This window comes from Microbulbifer sp. SH-1 (assembly GCF_011326135.1).
GTDB classification, from domain to species: Bacteria; Pseudomonadota; Gammaproteobacteria; order Pseudomonadales; family Cellvibrionaceae; genus Microbulbifer; species Microbulbifer harenosus.
In genome coordinates, this window is sequence record NZ_CP046948.1 from 2,676,540 (window position 1) to 2,696,523 (window position 19,984).

The window sequence follows — 19,984 nt, forward strand, 5'->3', positions numbered from 1 at the left end:
AAGGGGGGGGATGGGGGGAGCACTCATGCCACCGGCGGGGAGAAAGCACTTATAATTCCATAACTCTTTGTTTTATATAAGTTTTCCCTTGAAGCAGATCATTTCGTAGAGAAATAGCGCCAGCAAAAGGGGAAGCTGACGAACAAGATCGCCGCCTTTGACATGTATAACTTCGCTCGGAATATCCATTGATATTATCCGCACAACGACTCGATCTGCTTCAGATGCGGCTTGAAATTCAATGCACAGCGACGAATAAACTCGCTGATATCCTCCATCCTGTACTTGTGCGCGAGCTCATTACCCGGACGCAACTGTTCCTGTGTCGGGTAGAGCCCCTTGCCAGTCAGGAGGCAGTTCCAGGATACGTTGGGAAAATAGACATCCAGCTTCTGATCCAGCAGCTCGTCGGTGATATTCTTGCCGCTCATCCAGGCCATCAGGATCGACCGCAAGGATGGCGAGATTTTTTCGTTGCTACCATTCGCAATCCAGTAGTCTGTGTCGGTGCGCGAAGTAATGCGGTAGTGGCAGACAATATAGTCGCGCACCGCATCAAAACGCGCACTGATTCGATTGTTGAACTCGCTGCGGAATTTGTCGGTGTGGCTACCGTTATTGTACGCCTCGATAAAGCGCGTTACCGTCTCCTGCACCATATCCAGCGCCGTCGCCTCAAGGGGCTCAATGAAGCCCTGCGACAGCCCCACTGCCAGGCAGTTCTTAGCCCAATGTTGCTCCACGCGCCCGACCTTGAACTTCAGCCGGCGCGCTTCGACGTCGCTGTCTAGCAGCCCCAGATGCGCGCGGAATTCGGTTTCCGCCTTGTCATCGTCGACGAATCTGGAACTGTACACATAGCCATTGCCGTTGCGGTTGGTCAGTGGAATTTTCCACGCCCAGCCGTATTTAAGCGCCGTGGAAATGGTGTGCGGCCCGAAGTCGACATCCTGCTCCGTCGGGAACACTACCGCAGAGTCATTGAACAGGCTTTCAGCGCAACTCTGGAACGGTACATTGAGCGCTTGCTGGATCAGCTGTCCGCGGAAGCCGGAACAGTCTACGTACAAATCGGCTTTTAGTGTCTCACCCTCCGCGGTTTTCAGGCAGTCGATATTGCCCTGCTGATCCAGCAGTGCATCTGTCACCTTGGCAGTCTTGTATTTCACGCCTTTCCTCGCCGCAACGCGCGCAAGAAATTGGCCCAGCAGACCGGAATCAAAGTGATATCCGTAAGCGATTTCAAACGGAAAGTTCTCTGGTGCAACCGGTGCCAGCTTCTGCCTGATCAGTTCGGTGGCGAGGAAAAAATGATCCGGATGCCCTTCCAGATCGATACCTTTACGTCGCAGGAAACTATTGTGAAAAAATGCGGGCGCCGTGAACTGATCCGGTTGCGCCAGAAAAGGATGGACATACTGTGTGAAGCCCGGCTTGGTCGACCAGTCCCTGAAAGTAATGCCGACTTTATAGGTGGCGTTACACTCCGGCATCCACTCGGACTCTTCTACACCGATTACATCCATAAAGGCTTTCAGTGGCGGCGTGGAACCCTCACCGACACCGATAATGCCAATATCTGGCGATTCCACCAGAGTGATGTCGAAGCCTTTGTCCTGCCAGTGGGTAGCCATCAGGTTGGCAGCAATCCAACCGGCGGTACCGCCACCGAGGATGATGATGCGCTTTTTATCTGTATTCATAGAGTCTTTTCAAATCAGCGAGTCCGCCACTGGAGCAGAGAAAATATCGAGTGATCCACAACAAAAAACCGCCCGGCAAGCCAGGCTCGACGGGCGGTTCCCTGTGAGCCCCGGAATATCCGGGGAATCACTGATGCGCTAATTGTTTGGTATTAGTACTTATAGTTTATGCCCAGGTAGTACTGGCGACCGAACTCGGAGTACTCACCGAGAATGCCCTCTTCACCGTAGGACACAACGTTCGCTTCGTCGGTCAGGTTATTGGCCGAGAAAACCACGTCGATACCGTTTTCAAAGGCGTAAGACACCTGCGCATCAACAGTAGTGTACTCCTGAGCCATGACCGGGGTAGAGCTGCCCGGGATTGGCATATTCAGGATAAACTCGTCGCGGTAGCGAACGTTCACGTGACTGCTGAAGTTGCCGATGTCCCAGAAAACAGTGGTGCTCCAAACGTTTTCGGACAACCCAGGCAGCGGCAGGTTTTCGCCATAGAAGTTGCCACCGCTGACCTCCGTCTCACTCTCCGTGTAGGAGTAGCTTGCGGTCAAACCCAGGCCAGCAAAAGCACCCGGCAGCTGATCGAAGGTCTTGGTACCGGCCAGCTCCAGACCGCGGATGTATCCGCCCTTGTCGTTGTTGACGAAGGTTTCGAAAGCACCAGCCTCCAGACCCGCTGGAATTTCGATACCTAATTGGTCAAACAGCGCGGTCCGCTCTGCCTGACTATCGAGGTAGAGATACTGCTTTTCTACCAGACTGTCGATATCTTTCCAGAACAACGCTGCAGTTACCGCACCGCCATCTTCAAAGTAGTGCTCGTACGCAAGATCAATCTGGTTGGCACGGAAAGGATCCAGATACGGAGAGCCTTTGGTCCATACGTTGTATTCCAGGTCGCCAGCGGAGTTGCTGCTGTTCCAGGAACCGGCACCGCCTTTCAGCTGACCAGCCGGCTGACGTCCCATTACCTTGGCTGCGGCAAAGCGCACAATGTCTTGCTCGCTCAGCTCAAAGCTTAGGTTGAGGGACGGCAGGGTATCGGAAAACTCGGGCCCGTATTTGACATAGCCATAGTTATTCTGAGTCACACCCACGTCATCGGTGATCGTTTGGCCATTGCCGGAGCCAACATTCTGAAGACCGCTGGACTTGATATCGGTCTCGACATAGCGCACACCGAAGTTGCCCGTCACCGGGATGCCGGCCAGTTCGGTATCCAGGTTGGCCATCAGGTAATAGGCGTTGATTTTTTCTTCTGCCAGGCCGGACTCAACAAAAGTCCAATCCTGACTGAATACCTGCTTACCTTCGTAGTTGCCGGCACCGAAAATGCTGGTGGCCAGGCCATCGAAATCGTTGACCACCAGGTGATCGGGTGCACCGGTAACAGACCCAACAGTTACGAAACCGTCCAGCTCCTGCGGCATACAGTCAACGTAAGTTGCGTCCCCAGGTTGACCGGTCAGATTATCCGCACAGTAACCGTTGAACTGACCATCGCGGCTGCCATACAGGAATGCACCGCGGCGGGAATCAAACGCGCGCTCGGAAACACGCAGGCCAGCTTCGATAGAGGAAATGGCCTTCCACTCCAGGTCGAACTTGTAATCCACCTTGTAGCTGTCCACCTCATCGGTGTACAGATGCGGATACTCCTCGTAGCGGGAGAGGCGCATGGTGTTAAGATCGGTGAAGTCTACACCCGCAAATTCTGCGGAAGGCATGCCTACGCCGTTGGAGGTGTAAGTCATGGACTGAGGAACTTCCGCCCAGGTGCTGCCATCGGCACTGATGTCATAGGCATGCATGGACACCACACGGTCCTTGCGGGTTTTGGTGCCCTCGCTGTGGGCAATATCAAACACCACGGTGTTGCGGTCGCTGATATTCCACTCCAGGTTAAAGCCGATGCTGTCGCTGTCCGCCTGAGTGGACTGATCTTCGCTGCGCGCCTCGAACCAGGGAGCGGCCTTGTCGCCAGTGGCGGGGTTGATCGGGGAAACAGTAGCGCCGGTCACGATGCCGTTGGACACCACTGCATCAGTGATACTCAGATTGCCGGCGTTGGCATCCTTGAAACCGCTTGCGGTAATACCGTGGCGCAGGTCTGTGCGCTCGAACTCGGATTTAAAGTAATCCAGCTGCGCCTTGATGCTGTCGGTAGGTTGAAACACGATGCTGGCCAGGTAGCCGTCGCGGGTATCGGAACCGTTACCGGCCACCCACTGGAAGGCGCGGGCGCGGGCATCGGCATTGCCGTCGCCATCGTAGTCGACCGTACGATCATAGCCGACGTGGTCCGCATCGTCGGCACCCGCACGGCTCATGGTAAAGCTGTTCGGCTGATCCAGGTGGGAATAGCCGAGGGAAACGCCCAGCTTGTTGTCCATAAACTTGCCCATATAGGACAGGCTTACACGATTGCCAAACTCATCGGCACCAACTTCTTCAGCGGCGTCGTTGTACGAGCTGCGAACGTTGGCAGTGAAATTGTGCTGATTGGGTGCATCGAGCGGGTTGGCGGTCTTCAGCTCGACCGTACCGGCTACGCCGCCTTCAATCAGGGAGGCCTTCGGAGACTTGTACACCGCCGCCTGGCTGATCAGCTCAGCCGGGTATTGATCGAAGGAGATCCAGCGAGTGCTTTCGGTATAACCGGCGGTGGACGCCTGCTCACGACCATTCAGGGTGGTCGCCAGGAAGTCGCCATTCATACCGCGGATGTTCAACTGCGAGGACTGGCCATTGGAGCGCACGGTGGTCACACCAGGCAGGCGTCCCAGGGCGTCGGCAATGGACTGGTCGGGCAGCGAACCCAGCGCACCAGCATCGACCACATCGGCCACTACGTCGGAGTTACGCTTGGCCTCAAGAGAGTCAAGCACACTGGTGCGAATGCCGGTTACCGTAATCTCTTCAAGTGCCGTGCTCTCCCCACTCTCTTCTGCATATACGCCGAAAGATGCGGTCACAGCAGCCGCGATGGCAGCGGAAAGCAACGCCGGCCGGAAACCTTTGTTTGTCAGACTCATCATCTTCTCCCTTGGACTTATCGTTATGGTGAGTAACGCCATCCTAGGCTTACCCGAAGTCCGTATCCTCCCCCCCGAGGGGGGGAGGAGGGGGAGAAACCGGGGTCGGCGGAGGATGGGGCCGGTCCCGGGTCACCATGGGAGGGGATTATACGCGGCGAACAAAAAATGTTCAGCCCCAAGGAGAAGTTCGCCAGTCGCGGCGGAACCCTGTGTCTATATCTCCAGCCAGGCAGCGGCGCCGATCAGGGCCGGGTAGCCTGCCTTCAGCACTTCCACCCGCACCCCCTTTAGCCATTCGCCAAGACGGCCCTTGGTGGTGAAGCGCTGCTCGAACTGGCTCTCCGGCAGCAGGGATTCGATGCGAGGCAATACACCACCGCCGAGGAATACGCCACCGCGGGCGACATAGTAGAGGGAGGCATCGCCGGCGGCGCTGCCGAGGAAATTGAGGAAATCGATCAGGGTTTCCCGGCACAGCAGATCGGAGCCATCCAGACCGCGGCTGCTCACATCCGGCGGCGTCAGCGCTTCCGCCTGGCGACCGTGCAGGGCGCACACTGCGCGATACAGGTTGACCAGGCCGCCGCCACTCAGCACATATTCGTTGTATACGGGCATCTGGTCGCGGGCCAGGATCCGCAGTAGCTCCAGCTCGCGGTCGCTGCCCGCAGACAGGTTGGCATGCCCGCCCTCCCCCGGTACTACTCGGTAGTTACCGCCGTCATGTACCAGAGCAGCCACACCGAGGCCGGTACCGGGGCCGAGAACGACCATGGGGCCACCCGCTTGCGCGGGCACATCCCGCAGCGCCCACTTGTCTTCTTCCGGCAACCGCGGCAGCGACAGGGCCAGGGCGGCGAAATCGTTGACGACCAAGGCGCGGTCCAGCGAGAAGCGCCGGCAAAGCGCTTCAGCACGTATGTCCCAGCCCAGGTTGGTCATGGTCACCCGACCACCTTCGGGTGTTTTCTCCACCGGTCCGGCGACGGCAATACAGGCCTGGGTCGGGCGCGCGCCCTCCAGACCCTCAATCCACTGACCCATTGCGGAATAGAAGTCATCAAACATCGCGCAGTTCACCACCTGAACGGCTTCCAGCCGGTAGCCACCCTGATGCGAGTGGGCGACAGCGAAGCGGGCGTTGGTACCGCCGATGTCCGCAACGATTCTGGTCATGACAATTTCCTTAAACGAACTTTTATATAGGCCGGATAGACAAGCCCGGCGCACGCTGATCGGATAGCCTGGCGCACGTGGCCCGGAACCGCCACAAGTGCGGCTGCTGAAAAAAAGGCGCTATAAGGTAATGATTTACCGACAAAAACTCCACCCCTCCCGCCGATGGGAGACACAAATATGGGGGGATGAGGCGCCTGTAACATCCTGTGGCGTCCGGCGGTTCAGTTTTTGCGAGCGTATCCGGGGAGAGAAAAAATTCCGGCAGGTTTAACCTGCCGGCCCAGCCAGTTCAGAAGGTCGACGAGAAAGACCTATCAGCGGGAGAAGAGAGATGATGTCGGGCGTCGACGCGGCGGGATTCGCCGAGGAGTTCAGTTGGGAACTCCACGCCAGCACACCGGTTACGGGAAACCCGATGACGACAGTGTGCTGGGCGCCTCCAGCCACGTCGCCCCACTTTGGATAATTCGCCAAACTGGGCAGTGTCACTTTCACAAAAACGGCAAGCGGGATGGCCTGGCGACGGCAGGGTCGCGGTCCGCGCTCCTACCCCGGGGAGAATTCTCATATACTCCCGCCCACAAGAGCGATAAAAAACCATAAGAACGAAATTTCGATCGGCGATGTCTCAATGAAACAATACATATTTAATATTCACGACGTGGTTCTGCTGATGACCGCGGCGGAGTGCCTGCTGCTGGCCGTTTTCCAGTCCATACTCCCCACCCGCACCAGGCACGACGGCCGTCTGCTGACCGCCTTTCTGCTGATTGTTGCCGTAGCCTCCGGTTGCACCCTGCTGCTGTGGAACGACCAGTTCACAATGGCGCCGTGGTTTGAGCAGGTTTTACTGCCCTACCTGTTGTTCGCGGCACTGCTATTGAAAGGACCGGCAATTTATCTCTACTTCTGCTCTCTGACCCAGCAGAAGTTCCACTTCAGCCAGCGCCAGGCGCTACACCTTCTTCCCGCGCTGGCGGTGCTGCTGTGTATTGCGATCTTCAGTATTTCCAGCAGCGACCTGCGCCATATCGCGGATGCAGGCCAGTCCCTGCCGGATACCGCCATCGAATTTATCTGGGATCTGGCCTCCCTGGTGCCCCTGGTCTACGCGGTGGCGGCGCTGCTGCAGATCCGCCGCTATCGCCATGCATTGAAAGATGAGTATTCCCACTATTCGGAAACCGAGCTGCACTGGCTGTCGGCGCTGGCGTGGGGGGTGTGCATCTCCTGGACCTGGACCATGGTGGTGCATGTGGTGGCGAAATTCTCCAGTGAGGCGGTCGCGGACTATATGGGTATTGCCGACAACTACCTCTCCTTTATCCTGATCAATGCGTTCTTCGCCTACAGCCTGACCTATGCCCACCGGCTGCTGGTGACGCAGCCAAAGGAGGAGGCCCGCGAGACCACAGTGGACGAGGAGCCCTCGGAACCGGCGATCGAAAAGGTGCGCCATGCAATGGAGGGCGACAAGATTTACCTGAAGAAAAACCTGAACCTGGAGCAGTTTTCCGAGCGAATTGATCTACCGGCAAAAGAGGTCTCGGCGGTGATCAATAAGCATTTCGGCACCAACTTCTTTGAGTATGTGAACAGTTACCGGGTCGAAGCGGCCAAGGCGCTGCTGTCTGACCCGGAGAAGGCGGATATGACGGTGCTGGATGTACTACTGGAATCCGGATTCAACAGCAAATCCGCGTTCCACCGGTTCTTCAGCCGCCTGGTGGGCATGTCGCCGACGGAATACCGCAAGCAGTCGTTGGCAGCGGGAACGGCAACCCAATAACATCGTTTTATTCATGGGCGCCGGTCTCTTTGGGCCGGCTTCCTTCCATCTGATCCCGCTCTGCCAACCGCTGTGCCTCCGCACTCCCCAACACTTCTTCGCGCACGGCAAACACCTCATTCTCTCCGGCTCCACCCGCGCGCAACCGCGCCACCTTGGCTTCCAGCACCTTGCGGGCCAGTGGTGAGTCCATACGGCTCGCGCTGTTGTTGAATGCCTCCTGCAACTCCGCCAAACGCACTGCGCGCGCTTCTGCACTGAGACTCTTATCCCGCGCCACTGCAAATGCCGAAATCATATAGGGCACCTGCGTCTCCTCTTCCGCGAACAATTGCCCGGCTGTGTCCTCGCCGAGATAGGTACGCCGCAATGCCACCAGTTGGCGATAACTCTGCATAGGGTCATTACTTTGCTGCGCTGCGGCCGCGCGCACATCCTGCTCCGCCTGGCGGTATGAAAAATATTGCCGGGTCATTTCCAGTAACTGCACCGCGGCGGCCGCAGGTAACGCCTCTTCCAGTACCGACTGTAACTCTGCAAAAGCATCGGCACCGGCATCCTGGCCCAGCGCGGCGTAAATGGTCTGCAGAGCCGCAAGGGTGTTGCGGTCCACCAGCAATTCGTCCTCGGCAAAATTCAGCACCAGCAGAGCATCGTAGACCGGCAGCACATCAAACAGCGCCGTGATCCTTGTCTCTTGCACGATCGCGACTGTGTTATTGGCAGCAGGCGCTGCTGCTGGTTTCCGCACAGCCATTCTCTCCCCTGGCAATGCGGTCTGCGCAACCGGTTCCTGTTGCTCCGGCCCCGCTACTTCCGCGGGGCCACTAATATCTCCCGGCTGTGCAGCAGAAAACACAATCGCGGCAACGAGCGCAATAACCGCGCAGGTAATAAAAATTTTCACGGCACTACCCTTCAGGTAATCAGAAAAAATCACACAGCCACCAACACGGTAAAAATCGCTTATGCGAACCGTCTGCGCAAGGACATTTGGCGCTTCAAAGAAATGGAACAAACGCCAGTGTGACAACAGAGGACAGGAAAAGGCCTTTTTGGTGTTTTATGTGCTTTCTGCGAAGAATCGTTCCAGCCTAATCTTTTCCCTGCTCGCGGTATTCCAACTCACATAAAAAATGTCCAAGAGCAGAATGGCCAGGCTGAAATCGGCTGTAAAAAATCCAACCAATAATGAGGCTAATGCGATAATGATGAAGAGAAATACGTTGAAACACCTACTGCCCACACTGGGTGCCATTCTGGGTATAGGTATAGGTGGGCTGTTCACCGCTGCTGCACAGGCGCAGAGTTGCCCCACCAATGCCATTTGTCGCTATGAAGATACTCCGGGAAATTACAGTGACAATGGTCCCTATGGCTACGACAGCTATACCATGCCCTTCCTTTCCACCCCCGGCGGCGCCACCGTGTATTATCCGCGCACCGCACAACCGCCCTATTCGCTGCTGGTGTTCACACCGCCCTACACCGGCACCCAGATTATGTACCGGGACTGGGGCCCATTCTTTGCCTCACACGGCATTGTGTTGGTGACCATGGACAGCCGCACTATTTATGACAGCGTCGACTCGCGGGCGCGACAGCAGCAGGATGTGCTCGATGCAATGAAGGGGGAAAATACCCGCTTCGGCAGCCCGCTGCGCGGCAAGCTGGATACCAGTCGCTTTGGTGCCACCGGCTGGTCCATGGGCGGCGGCGCCACCTGGATCACATCCGCCGAATACGCCGGGTTGAAAACCGCCATGTCGTTTGCCGGCCATAACCTGACCGCTGTCGACAGTGACTCCAGTGGCCGCAATACCCGTATCCCCACCATTCTGTTCAACGGCGCCTTGGACACCACTTATCTCGGTGGCCTCGGTCAAAGTGACGGTGTGTACAACAGTATTCCCTACGGTGTGCCCAAGCTGTTTTACGAAGCCTCCAACGCCGGTCACTTTGCGTGGGGTGGCCCGGAAGATGCCAACCGCTACGTGGGTGAGCTGGCGCTGGCTTTCCAAAAAACCTATCTCGACGGCGACAGCCGCTGGGCGCAATTCCTCGACCGCCCCCCGTTTTATGTCGCTACGTTCGCAAAAGCCAATATTCCCTGAGTCATGCGCTAAAAAATTTCCCAACAGAACATCCGTTCTGATAGGCGTTTGGGTACCGACTCCGGTCGGTGCCCCTTTTTTATCCGCCCGCCCTGCGCTGCTCGGTACACACCAACAGTTGCTACAGACGATGTCATGCCACTGACCTCGCGCGCCAATGCCGGCCCTAAGAATCTGGGCACATTGTGAGATTGCTACTGCTCGGAATCTGCCGGAACCGCTGGCAGAGGGGGTACCACTGTTTGATCCCAGGAATCAGAAAAAGGACGGCGGTAAATTCAGAATTTACTGGTGTTTTGGCATCGGCTCACACCGTGTGAGCGCGTCAAGAATCGCGGCTGCCGCACAGGGATCCGTTGCGGCAGCCGGGGATGTCAGGTTAGAGGGTTTGCTCAGCCACAGTGGATATCCGCATCCACCCCAGATTCGGCTTTGGAGGCAATATGGATATTATGCACGGTCATATCCAGCGCGCCCGCAGTGCGCACATAGAACGGCGAAAGCACCATATCCAGTTTCGCGCCGGCTTCCGCCAGGCACTGCAGATCTACCGCGACGGTTTTCCACTCGCCCGGCGTAGCGCCCTTGAGCAGTTCGGTGATGGACTGCTCGGCACCGCAATCCGTACCGCAATTCATGCCGAGGCTTACCGCGGCGCTCGGTGCAGCATCCACTTTCACATCAAACACCAGTGCGCCCTGCTTGCCGAGATAGCTGGTGAGATCGGTGCGGCTGTTGGCGAAGAGGCCGACCATGGCACTGCCCTCACCGCTCCACCGCAGGCGACGGCTGTCTTCCTGTACCTTGCGATCCACGGATTGCACGCTGATGCCGGAAAGTTTCGCCACGCTGCTGGAAATCGTCGACAGATTGTTCGCCGTATCCATCACCTGGAAGCTCCAGGGGTCCAGAGCGCGGCCATTGAATACCGCCAGCGCCTCTGCACTGTCGGACACTTTCAGGCCGCTCTGCTCGGAGAGCGCGGCGATTTCGACGGTGTCGCCATAAGTGAGGCCATAGCCGAAATTAAACTGGGCCAGCGCCTCGTTTTCTCCGGGGTTGCGCACAGTGGGCTGCGCATCGTTCGGCCAGGAGAAGGTGAGCTTGCCTTTGAAGTCGTGGTTCACCTCGCCCTCGGCGTTGCGGAAAATCACATCCGCCACACCGGCGCCTTCGCTGCCCGGCTGCCAGATGGCTACAAAGGCATCGGAGGCATTTATCTCCGGATTCACCCACAGCGAGCGACCGGTGATAAACAGGGCAACCACAGGAATATTCTGCGCACGCAGTTTTTGCAGCAGCGCAAGATCCGCATCGCCCTTGTAATCCAGGTTCGACACATCGCCCTGCATTTCCGCGTAGGGGTCTTCTCCGAATACCACGATGGCCACGTCCGGCTTCTGCTCAAAGCTGCCGTCCACCGACAACTCGGCGGTACCGCCCGCTGCTTCCACCACTTCGGCAATGCCGCCGTACACGGAGGTGGCGCCGGGGAAATCGCTGTTCTGGTTGCCAGTGCCCTGCCAGGTAATACTCCAACCACCGGACTGCTTGCCGATATTGTCGGCGCCGTCACCGGCGACAAGCACACGCTGGTCACGCGCCAGCGGCAACAGGTTGCCGTTGTTTTTCAGCAGCACCAGGGATTCACGCACCGCCTGGCGGGCGACGGCGCGGTGTTCCGGCGCCCCGATCAGGGATTCATCGGCGGCAAACGCGCGTTCGGATGGCGCGCCCGCTTCAAACAGACCCGCGCGGATTTTTACCCGCAGGATGCGGCGCACCGCGTCGTCGAGGCGCGCTGCGGGAATCTCGCCGCTTTTCGCCTGGGCCAGGGTGTTCTTGTACAGTTCCTTCCAGCTGGGGTCCGGCGCCATGAACATGTCGAGACCGGCGTTGACGGACTGCGGGCAGCTCACGTTGCTGCAGCCATTCACAAACTGATGACCCGCCCAGTCGCCAACGATGAAGCCGTCAAAGCCGAGGCGGTCTTTCAATACGTCGGTCATCAGGTATTTATGGCCGTGCATCTTCTCGCCGTTCCAGCTGCTGAACGAGGCCATGACCGTCTGCACACCGGCTTCGATCGCCGAGAAGTAACCCTGGGCGTGTAGACGCACCAGTTCTTCCTCGCTGATGATCGCGTCGCCGCGGTCGATGCCGTTCAGCGTGCCGCCGTCGGCCAGGTAGTGCTTGGCGGTGGCGATAACATGCTTAACCTGCAGCAGGTCTTCGGCATCCGGGTTGCCCTGCATACCGGTCACCATCTCGCCGCCGTAGGCGCGGACCAGCTCGGGATCTTCCGAATAGGATTCGTAAGTGCGGCCCCAGCGGTCGTCGCGCACCACCGCAAGGGTCGGCGCAAAGACCCAGTCAATGCCAGTCGCGCGGACTTCCGCCGCGGTGGCGGCGCCGATCTTGCGCATCAATTCCGGATTGTGTGCAGCACCCAAGGCGATATTGTGCGGGAATAAGGTCGCACCGATCACATTGTTGTGACCGTGCACCGCGTCGGTGCCCCAGATCATGGGGATGGCGACGCCGCCGTCGCTGGCATCCATGGATGCGTGGTAGTAGGCATCCGCCAGCGCCACCCAGTCGGCCACGCTCGCGTGCTTGTTGTCATTGGGGAAGGAGCCGCCGCCGTTCAGGATCGAGCCGATGTGGTACTGCTTCACATCCTCTGGGGTGGCGGAACGGATTTCCACCTGGATCATCTGGCCAACTTTTTCCTCGATGGACATTTTGGCCAGAAGCGCGTCGATGCGGGCTTCCACCGAGGGATCGCGGGCAATACCGCTGGTCAGTTGCGGCCAGTGGGCGCTCACACCTGTGCTGCTGTCGGAACTGCTGGACGACGGTACGCCGGCCATCTTCTGAGTACTGTTCTGTTCCGAGCACCCCGCGAGTCCACCGCCCGCTATCAGACCGGAGATGATCCCCAGCAAAATTCGCTTTTTCATTGCCGCAAAACTCCCATTCATGTTCGCTATTTATTCTTTGCGTCATCGAGTGACCTTCTGCCGCCGATCAGTCCCATTCATTGAGCCCGAGCATCCAGCTTTTCCAGCCTCCGTTGTACGGCCTGTGCGAAACACGGTCGTCCCACTTCCCCCAGCCGGCGCAAAATGGCGCAAACCACCTTGCCACCCTGTGTCGATCGGGAAAATGGGACATTCCGGGAAGCGTGTTATTTGGTGAGTTTCACATTATCCAGCTGCAGTACCGCCCCCATCTGGTTGTCCCACCCGGGGGAGATGACGAAAGGGGTATTCACATTGGCGGTGTTGAGCCCCATGTCCGCCAGCTCCTGCATCGGAATCTGGAAATGGGTCCACTGATCCACCGCGGGCATATCCAGCGGGTAATCGCCGGAGGAACAGGGGTGGCCACAGTCTGCGCGGAAAGTGAGCGATGCGGAGCCGGCATCAGCCGGCTCCGCCAGAACCCGCAGGTCAAACTCCACGTAGGTGTAATCGCTCAGGTCGTAGCTGTCGGTGGACTGGAAAAAGCCGATGCCCTGATCGGTGTTCCAGGTGACCTGGCCAACATCGCCATAGTCGCCACCGGCATCCACCACCTCAAAGTCCACAGTGCCGAAGGCGGTCCAGGTGAGCCACTGGTAGGGGGCTTTGACCTCACCGTTAAAAACGGCCGTTTCCTCGCCCTCCGGCGCCGCGGGTGGCGTAGTACCCGGGTTCAGCACGAATTCGCCATCGGTACTGGCGCAGCCCTTGCCGGTGTCGAAATCCTCGCTGCACTGGTACACGCGCACGTAGTCGATCACGAATTCCTGCGGAAACGCGCTCTCGTCGATGCCGGTGTCGTTGACGCTCGCCGGCCAGTTGCCGCCCACCGCCAGGTTCAGAATCAGGTGGAAGCTCTCGTCAAACGGCGCATTGGCATTATCCAGCGCCGCGCTGGTGTACCAGCCGTCTTTGGTCTGGGTAGCGTAGTGGTCGCCGTCCACATACCAGCGGATCTCGCCCTCTTCCCACTCCACCGCGTAGGTGTGGAAATCGTCCGCGGGATTCAGGCCCCCGGGAATCTGGTAGGCCTCGCCGGAGTACTTGTTACCCGGCCAGGCGTCACCATAGTGCAGGGTGCCGTGAATACGGTCCTCGCCGCCCACTTTCAGATTGACCGCCTCCAGTATGTCGATCTCCCCGGAGAGCGGCCAACTGCCGTACTTCCACTCGCTCGGCAGCATCCAGAAAGCGGGCCAGCTGCCCTGACCCTGCGGTAGCTTCGCGCGCATTTCAAAGCGGCCGTATTTCCAGTCGCCCATGCCTTTGGTGCGCAGGCGCGCGGAGGTGTAGGTACCGCTGCCGCTGGTGTCGTTCGGATCGTAATTCGAATCGTCGTCTATCTGATTGGGACCCGTGGCATCCTCGCGGATCGCCTTGATGTGCAGCATGTCATCGGCAACCCAGGAGTTTGCCGCGGCGTCGGTGTAGCACTGGGCTTCGTTGTTGCCGCCGCCGGTGCAGTTTTTTTCGCGGGACCATTTTTCGCTGTCGATGGCCTCACCGGAAAATTCGTCTGCCCACACCAGGCAGTAACCGCTGTTCAGCGGATCTTCCAGGCACTGTTCCGGCCGCTCGTTCACGGGCGGATCGTTGGGAATATTGACCTGGCCATCGTCATCATTGCTGCTGCCACCGCCACCACAGGCGGTTGCGGCCACAGCCATTGCCAGTACGGAAGATCTGAACAGGATTCTGGACATCGCTGTTTCCTCATCAATTGTTTATTGTTTTGGTTGTCTGTAAATCAGAGTTCTCGCGCGCGAGAGCGTTTCTTTTAACGCGCCAATACAAAAAAAGTCGCCCCACCTTCCACTGGAACAGAAGGTGGGGCGATCAAGTGCAGAAATTTTAAAAAATCTTTCTCGTCACGCCCGCTAAGCCGGGGGGCCAGCTACGGCGGGTTTCTGGATTCCCGCGTTCGCGGGAATGACGATTTTTAGACGCGCCCTAGAGAGATTTCAGGAATTCCAGAAGATTCTGCTTATTGGCTGCGGACAAGGACTGATAAGCATTTTTCGCCGCCTGCCCCTCGCCGCCGTGCCACAAAATGGCTTCTTCAATGCTGCGCGCGCGACCGTCGTGCAGGTAGCTATGCACCGGTGTGCACACTTCATTGCCCTGGCCGCCGATCGGATTTTCCACACCACCGGTCACACAGGCGGAGAGACCCAGGCCCCACAGCGGCGGTGTGCGCCACTCGGCACCGCTCGCTTCACCTTCGCCCAGATTGTCCGCCAGGCCCGCGCCCATATCGTGCAGCAGCAGGTCCGTGTAGGGGTGGATGGTCTGATTGCGCAGCTCCGCAAGCGGGTGGAAGGCGCTGGTCTGCAGAGTCGGGGTATGGCAGTCGGCACAACCGATATTGGTAAATACCTGCTCGCCGCTGACCACAGCCGCGTTGTCGTAATTGCGCTGCGGGCGCACGCCCAGCAGGGAAATGTATTTGGTCAGATCCCGCAGGTGATTGTCCGCAAGTTCCACGCCGCTGCTGCCGCAGTCGCTCTGGCTGCTGCCGCAATCCGGATTGGGGAATACGGAAGTCATAACCCCCATATCCGTATTGAATGCGCGTGCCAGCTGGTGGCGAACGCTGGCGGCACCCGCCTTCCAACCAAAGCGGCCGAGACGGGTTTCGCCGGTTTCCGGATCGACCACGCGATTGACGCGACCGGAAATGCCGTCGCCATTGCTGTCACCAGCATCCGCCAGCGCGACGATGGAGGATTCCGCAATCGCTTCCAGCAGCCCTATACCCACCAGATTGGGCGCGATGCGCGCGGAGAAGCGCGCGGGCGTTACCCCGGTAAAGGCGTAGTTCGGCGAGCGCAGACCGTTTTGTTCCGTCCAGTAGGCAATGGAGACACTGCCCTCACTGGCCGCACCACTGCGCGCTTTGGGTTGCAACGCAGAACCGAGAAATGGATCGGGATTGCCGTTGGCGTCCGCCACCTTGAAGGTCCACTTGTCCAATGGCTCGCCTACCGGTGCCGGTGCTGCGCGACCATTGCGCTCGTGGCAGCTGCCACAGCTGGTGTTGATGTAGTGGGGCCCGGCGAGATTGACCATGGGCGCGAATGCGGGATTCTCCAGTGGCTTTTCGTCGTGTACACCGTCAATGGCGGAGCTGTGCAGCACCCGGCGTCCGAGCATGAACGGCTGTGCATTGTCGTAGCCGATGTTCGTCGCCATCTGCAGGAAGTGGTTATCTGTCTCCCCTGAGGTGGACGCGTGAATGGTAGTGTCGCCACCGAGCCACGCTTTCTCCGCAATTTTATAGGAATCCTTGATGCCGCCAAACGGTGTGGTGCCACCTACATCCCAGGGCACCAGTCCCTCGCCAACGATATACAGGAATGTGGTTCCGTAATAATTCGCACGACCATTTGGCACACTGGCATCGAGGAACTGGCTGATTTCAAACTCCAGTTTGTCGCCAATCTGGATCGCGCGGTTTTCGCGGCAGTTGAAACTGCGCTCCTTGTAGTAATGGTAATTGTCCACCACGGTCATGGTGCCGTTGTCGCAGTACTCGGCTACGGTGCCCACGCCGCGATAAAACCAGCGGTTCTCCGCTTCGGTATCGCTCAGCTTGAACTGGGTACGCACATTCATCCGTACTGTATCCCCACCCTTTGCCACTTCATCAATAATCTCAATGGAGGCGGTGCGGTCTTCCCAGTAAAAACTCAGGTAGTGATCGTAGGCCTGGAAGTGATCTTCCTTGGCGTGACGGTCCCGCGCTCGGTCAGAGAAACGCGTGACCAGGGCCGTGGGTGTCTCGAAGGTGATGGCGGGCTCAAGCGCCGTACCACTGTTATAGAGCGGAACGATATTTCCGAGATCCGGATTGCCGCCGGAAGAGGAACTGCTGGAACTGCCGCCGGAGCCGCCGCTTGAGGAACTGCTGGAGCTGCTGCCACCGGAACCTCCCGAGCCGCCCGATGAAGAAGAAGATGATGATGAGGATGAGGATGAAGAGGACGACGATGAAGAACCACCCTGCCCGGTGAAAGTGAACTGTATGGGATCGGTAGTTTCGCCCACGCCCGCGGTAATCTTGGTGAAATATACTGTTACCACATCACCCGGCGACAGATTCGGAATATTGTGCGTCCAGTTACTGCCATCCTGCGTCATGCGCACATTCAACTGGCCACCACCGTTTATGGAGTAATGCACATCCACGATATCGCCACCGCTCATGCGTGCCTGCGCAGTGGTAGCATCCAACTCCACCAGACAGCCGCTGTCGCAATTGGCAGGGGACCCGTACACACCCAGTTCCCAGATGGAATAGCCCCACTGGTTGCCGGCACTGCGGCTGATGCCCTGAATACGCACCTGCTGATAAATACCATCCACCGCTACCGTATCTGTGCGGTGGCCGAACACACCGCCGGTCTGCGTGGACAACGTGGTCCAGTCGGTGCCGTTATTGGAGCCCCAGATTTCATAAGTGTCCGGATTGGCCGCCTCCCAGAAAATCTCCACCTGATCCAGATCGTAGGGTTGGCCGAGATCCACGGCAATCCACGAAGGGTCCGTCTGCGCGGCGGAAGCCCAGCGTGTGCCGGTGTTGCCGTCGACAGCGTTGCTGGCGGGAAGATCCGCAGTGCTCGCGGTAACCGGCGCGCCGGTGGCAAGATTGGTCGACTGTGCCTGCACCGGCACACTCATCGCAGTAAATACCGCGGGCGCGAACAGGAAAACAGCGGGCGCCAACAAGGCTCCCCGCCATTGAGGGAATATACGCATCATCGTTCCTCGCTTTATTCATTATTTGTGTTTGCGAGCGTTATTGCTCTCATATCGCGAGGTTATTATTTACACTTTCCAGCTTGGCAGGCGTCCCACTTTCGAAATTTCGCCAACCTGGGGCACCACTCCCGAGCGTTAATGGAACAAACAGCGCCAGTTGTGATCAACGTCAAAAAAATTCTACGCAAATTCAAAAAAAAGATTGGCGGTCAGACGCCCGCTTTCAGGGTTGGCGTCGATGTCGGTTTCTTCATCAACCAGAATGGAATGCAGCAGATTGCCGGGGTAAATGACCATGCGATGCTGGCGATAACCTACCTGATGGAACAGCTCGAAATCGTCCCTGCTCTCTGTAACATAACCGGAAGAAGGACCCTGCTGCTTTTGCAAAAACTGCTCAGCGACTGAGAAGTAGGTACCGATACGCGACTCATCCACCCGTTCGAATCCGGTGCCTTTGTGGCGAAAAAATCCAGTGCTGCCATGAAATCCGGGGTTGAGATACAAAAGAAGGGCAAAAAAGTGCGGATTGGATGTATCGAAATGGGGAATACGCTGCAGATGCGATAACTGGTCCGGTGCACTGGCAATCAGTGAAAACATTGCACCGGTCGGCTTTAGACGCCGTCCCGGCGAAATGCCATAAAGCGAATACAGTTGGCGATAAACACCCTGCAAAATGGCAATTGCCGCTTCCTTCGGCATAGGAGCGCGCACACCGGGATAATAGGTTTTCCGATCTGGAACAAACTGCGCTCGTGCAGCTGCAGCCTGCAACGGTGCGGTAAACAGGTCGAAATCATCAAGCGTGAGTACCGGGGTCTGTTCCCGCCCAATTCGCTCAATCGTCGGCTTAAGGTGTTCAGCGACTGTCATTCCGCTCTGGCTTTACAGTAGTGGTTGATAAATTCCATATGATGCGGCCAGGTGTCCACGGTGGCCCGCACCTGGGTGCGAATACCGGAGAGGAAGCGAGCCAACTCGTCATTGCTCATCATGTCCACAATAGGATGATAGGTCTGCGGCATCAACCCCTGTCCAAGCAACACCTGTAGCCAGGAACTCTCACCGAACAATTCAGTGCCATTCTGGTAGACACGCCCACTCTCTTCAAACACCTGCATGCGCAGTGCGAGAGAATCGGGTATCTGCATACCACGGCAATACCGCCAGAATTCTGTGTCTTGGCGGTCGGTGAGTTTGTAGTGCAACACCACAAAATCACGCACGTTTTCCGTTTCTTCACGGATCAGTTTGTTGAACTCGTCAACGTCTGCCTGAACAATGCCGTTTGATGGGAACAAGGTCATCAGCCGCACAATACTGCGCTGGATCAGGTGAATACTGGTGGATTCCAGCGGCTCGATAAACCCGGACGACAGGCCGATGGCCACGCAGTTTTTGTTCCAGTGCTGGCGACGGGTACCGGTGCGGAAGGGAATCACCCGCGGCTGGATCAGCGCCTCGCCTTCCACATTCGCCAGCAATTGTTCGGTGGCTTGGCTTTCATTCATATAGTGGCTGCAGAACACCAGACCGTTGCCAGTGCGCGATTGCAGCGGAATGCGCCACTGCCAACCGGATTCCCGCGCAATGGAACGGGTAAAGGGCACCGGGTCTTCGCCTTTGCTCGTCTGCACTGCCACCGCGCGATCGCAGGGCAACCAGTGGCCCCAGTCATCGTAGCCGGTGTGCAGCGCCTGGTCGATGAGCAGCCCGCGAAAGCCGGTGCAGTCGATAAACAGATCGCCTTCCAGCAATTTACCGCTGTCGAGCCTCAGCGCGTCGATATGTCCTGTATGGTGGTTCAATTGCACCTGCTCGATCTTGCCCTCAACACGCTTTGCGCCGTGTTTTTCCGCCAGTGCGCGCAGGAATTTTGCATAGAGACTGGCATCGAAATGGTAGGCGTGGGTGCGCTCGCTGCGCGGAGATACGGCGAAGCGTCCTTCCCTCGACCCCAGGTGCTCCTTGGTGTAGTCGCCGATCTGATAGTGAATACCCAGCTGCCGACCCTTGACCCAGAAGTGGCTGAAATTGCAGGCCCAGCAGTCTTTGCCGGCGGCACCGAAGGAGTGAATATAGCTATCGCCTACCGCCTTCCAGTTTTCAAACTGGATACCCAGTTTGAAGGTGGCATTGGTATAATACATCATTTCGCGCTCGTCGATACCGAGCAATTGGTGGAAAAGATGCAAGGTGGGAATAGTGGCCTCACCCACGCCCACAGTGCCAATAGTTTCCGACTCTACCAGGGTAATATCGAGGTTCTTGCCCAGCAGTTTGGAGAGCGCGGCCGCCGTCATCCAGCCAGCAGTGCCACCACCGGCAATAATGACCTTGCGAATTCTTTTCTCGTCGTTCACTTCGGTTT

At 57.8% G+C, this 19,984-nt stretch carries 11 protein-coding genes; 2 read left to right on the forward strand and 9 right to left on the reverse strand.

Going from position 1 to position 19,984, the window contains the following annotated elements; genetic code table 11:
* Positions 1-194 precede the first annotated feature (194 nt).
* The 3 genes from GNX18_RS11040 to glk form a co-directional block, all read right to left on the reverse strand.
* A complete protein-coding gene (locus GNX18_RS11040) occupies positions 195-1,703 on the reverse strand; it encodes a tryptophan halogenase family protein (RefSeq protein WP_166218022.1) in 1,509 nt (502 codons plus the stop codon).
* 152 nt (positions 1,704-1,855) lie between these two features.
* Positions 1,856-4,738 (reverse strand): TonB-dependent receptor, encoded by a 2,883-nt coding sequence (locus tag GNX18_RS11045; RefSeq protein WP_166218024.1) that lies wholly within the window; start codon positions 4,736-4,738, stop codon positions 1,856-1,858.
* Between the two features lie 216 nt (positions 4,739-4,954).
* Positions 4,955-5,917 (reverse strand): glucokinase, encoded by a 963-nt coding sequence (gene glk / locus GNX18_RS11050; RefSeq protein WP_138237176.1) that lies wholly within the window; start codon positions 5,915-5,917, stop codon positions 4,955-4,957.
* 634 nt (positions 5,918-6,551) lie between these two features.
* On the opposite strand from glk, the gene GNX18_RS11055 reads away from it, so the two are divergent.
* Positions 6,552-7,709, forward strand: coding sequence for an AraC family transcriptional regulator (locus tag GNX18_RS11055; protein ID WP_166218027.1), 1,158 nt, complete (start codon positions 6,552-6,554; stop codon positions 7,707-7,709).
* Between the two features lie 7 nt (positions 7,710-7,716).
* Here GNX18_RS11055 and GNX18_RS11060 read toward each other — a convergent pair whose 3' ends face one another.
* Positions 7,717-8,412, reverse strand: coding sequence for a lipase secretion chaperone (locus GNX18_RS11060; protein WP_166218030.1), 696 nt, complete (start codon positions 8,410-8,412; stop codon positions 7,717-7,719).
* 523 nt (positions 8,413-8,935) lie between these two features.
* Between GNX18_RS11060 and GNX18_RS11065 the strand changes: the two genes are divergently transcribed.
* Positions 8,936-9,823, forward strand: a complete 888-nt coding sequence (locus GNX18_RS11065) for a dienelactone hydrolase family protein (protein WP_166218033.1) — start codon at positions 8,936-8,938, stop codon at positions 9,821-9,823.
* A 392-nt stretch (positions 9,824-10,215) separates the two neighbouring features.
* Here GNX18_RS11065 and GNX18_RS11070 read toward each other — a convergent pair whose 3' ends face one another.
* The 5 genes from GNX18_RS11070 to GNX18_RS11090 form a co-directional block, all read right to left on the reverse strand.
* Positions 10,216-12,786: an exo 1,3/1,4-beta-D-glucan glucohydrolase gene (locus tag GNX18_RS11070; RefSeq protein ID WP_166218036.1), complete on the reverse strand. Its 2,571-nt coding sequence runs from the start codon at positions 12,784-12,786 to the stop codon at positions 10,216-10,218.
* A 227-nt stretch (positions 12,787-13,013) separates the two neighbouring features.
* Positions 13,014-14,552: a glycoside hydrolase family 16 protein gene (locus GNX18_RS11075; protein WP_166218039.1), complete on the reverse strand. Its 1,539-nt coding sequence runs from the start codon at positions 14,550-14,552 to the stop codon at positions 13,014-13,016.
* A 247-nt stretch (positions 14,553-14,799) separates the two neighbouring features.
* The gene (locus GNX18_RS11080) at positions 14,800-17,607 is read right to left on the reverse strand and encodes a di-heme oxidoredictase family protein (RefSeq protein WP_240913978.1); all 2,808 of its coding nucleotides are present in this window, start codon (positions 17,605-17,607) and stop codon (positions 14,800-14,802) included.
* 183 nt (positions 17,608-17,790) lie between these two features.
* A complete protein-coding gene (locus GNX18_RS11085; protein WP_166218042.1) occupies positions 17,791-18,486 on the reverse strand; it encodes a DUF6445 family protein in 696 nt (231 codons plus the stop codon).
* Positions 18,483-19,976 (reverse strand): tryptophan halogenase family protein, encoded by a 1,494-nt coding sequence (locus GNX18_RS11090; protein ID WP_205827890.1) that lies wholly within the window; start codon positions 19,974-19,976, stop codon positions 18,483-18,485. The genes GNX18_RS11085 and GNX18_RS11090 overlap by 4 nt, the downstream gene beginning before the upstream one ends.
* Positions 19,977-19,984 lie beyond the last annotated feature (8 nt).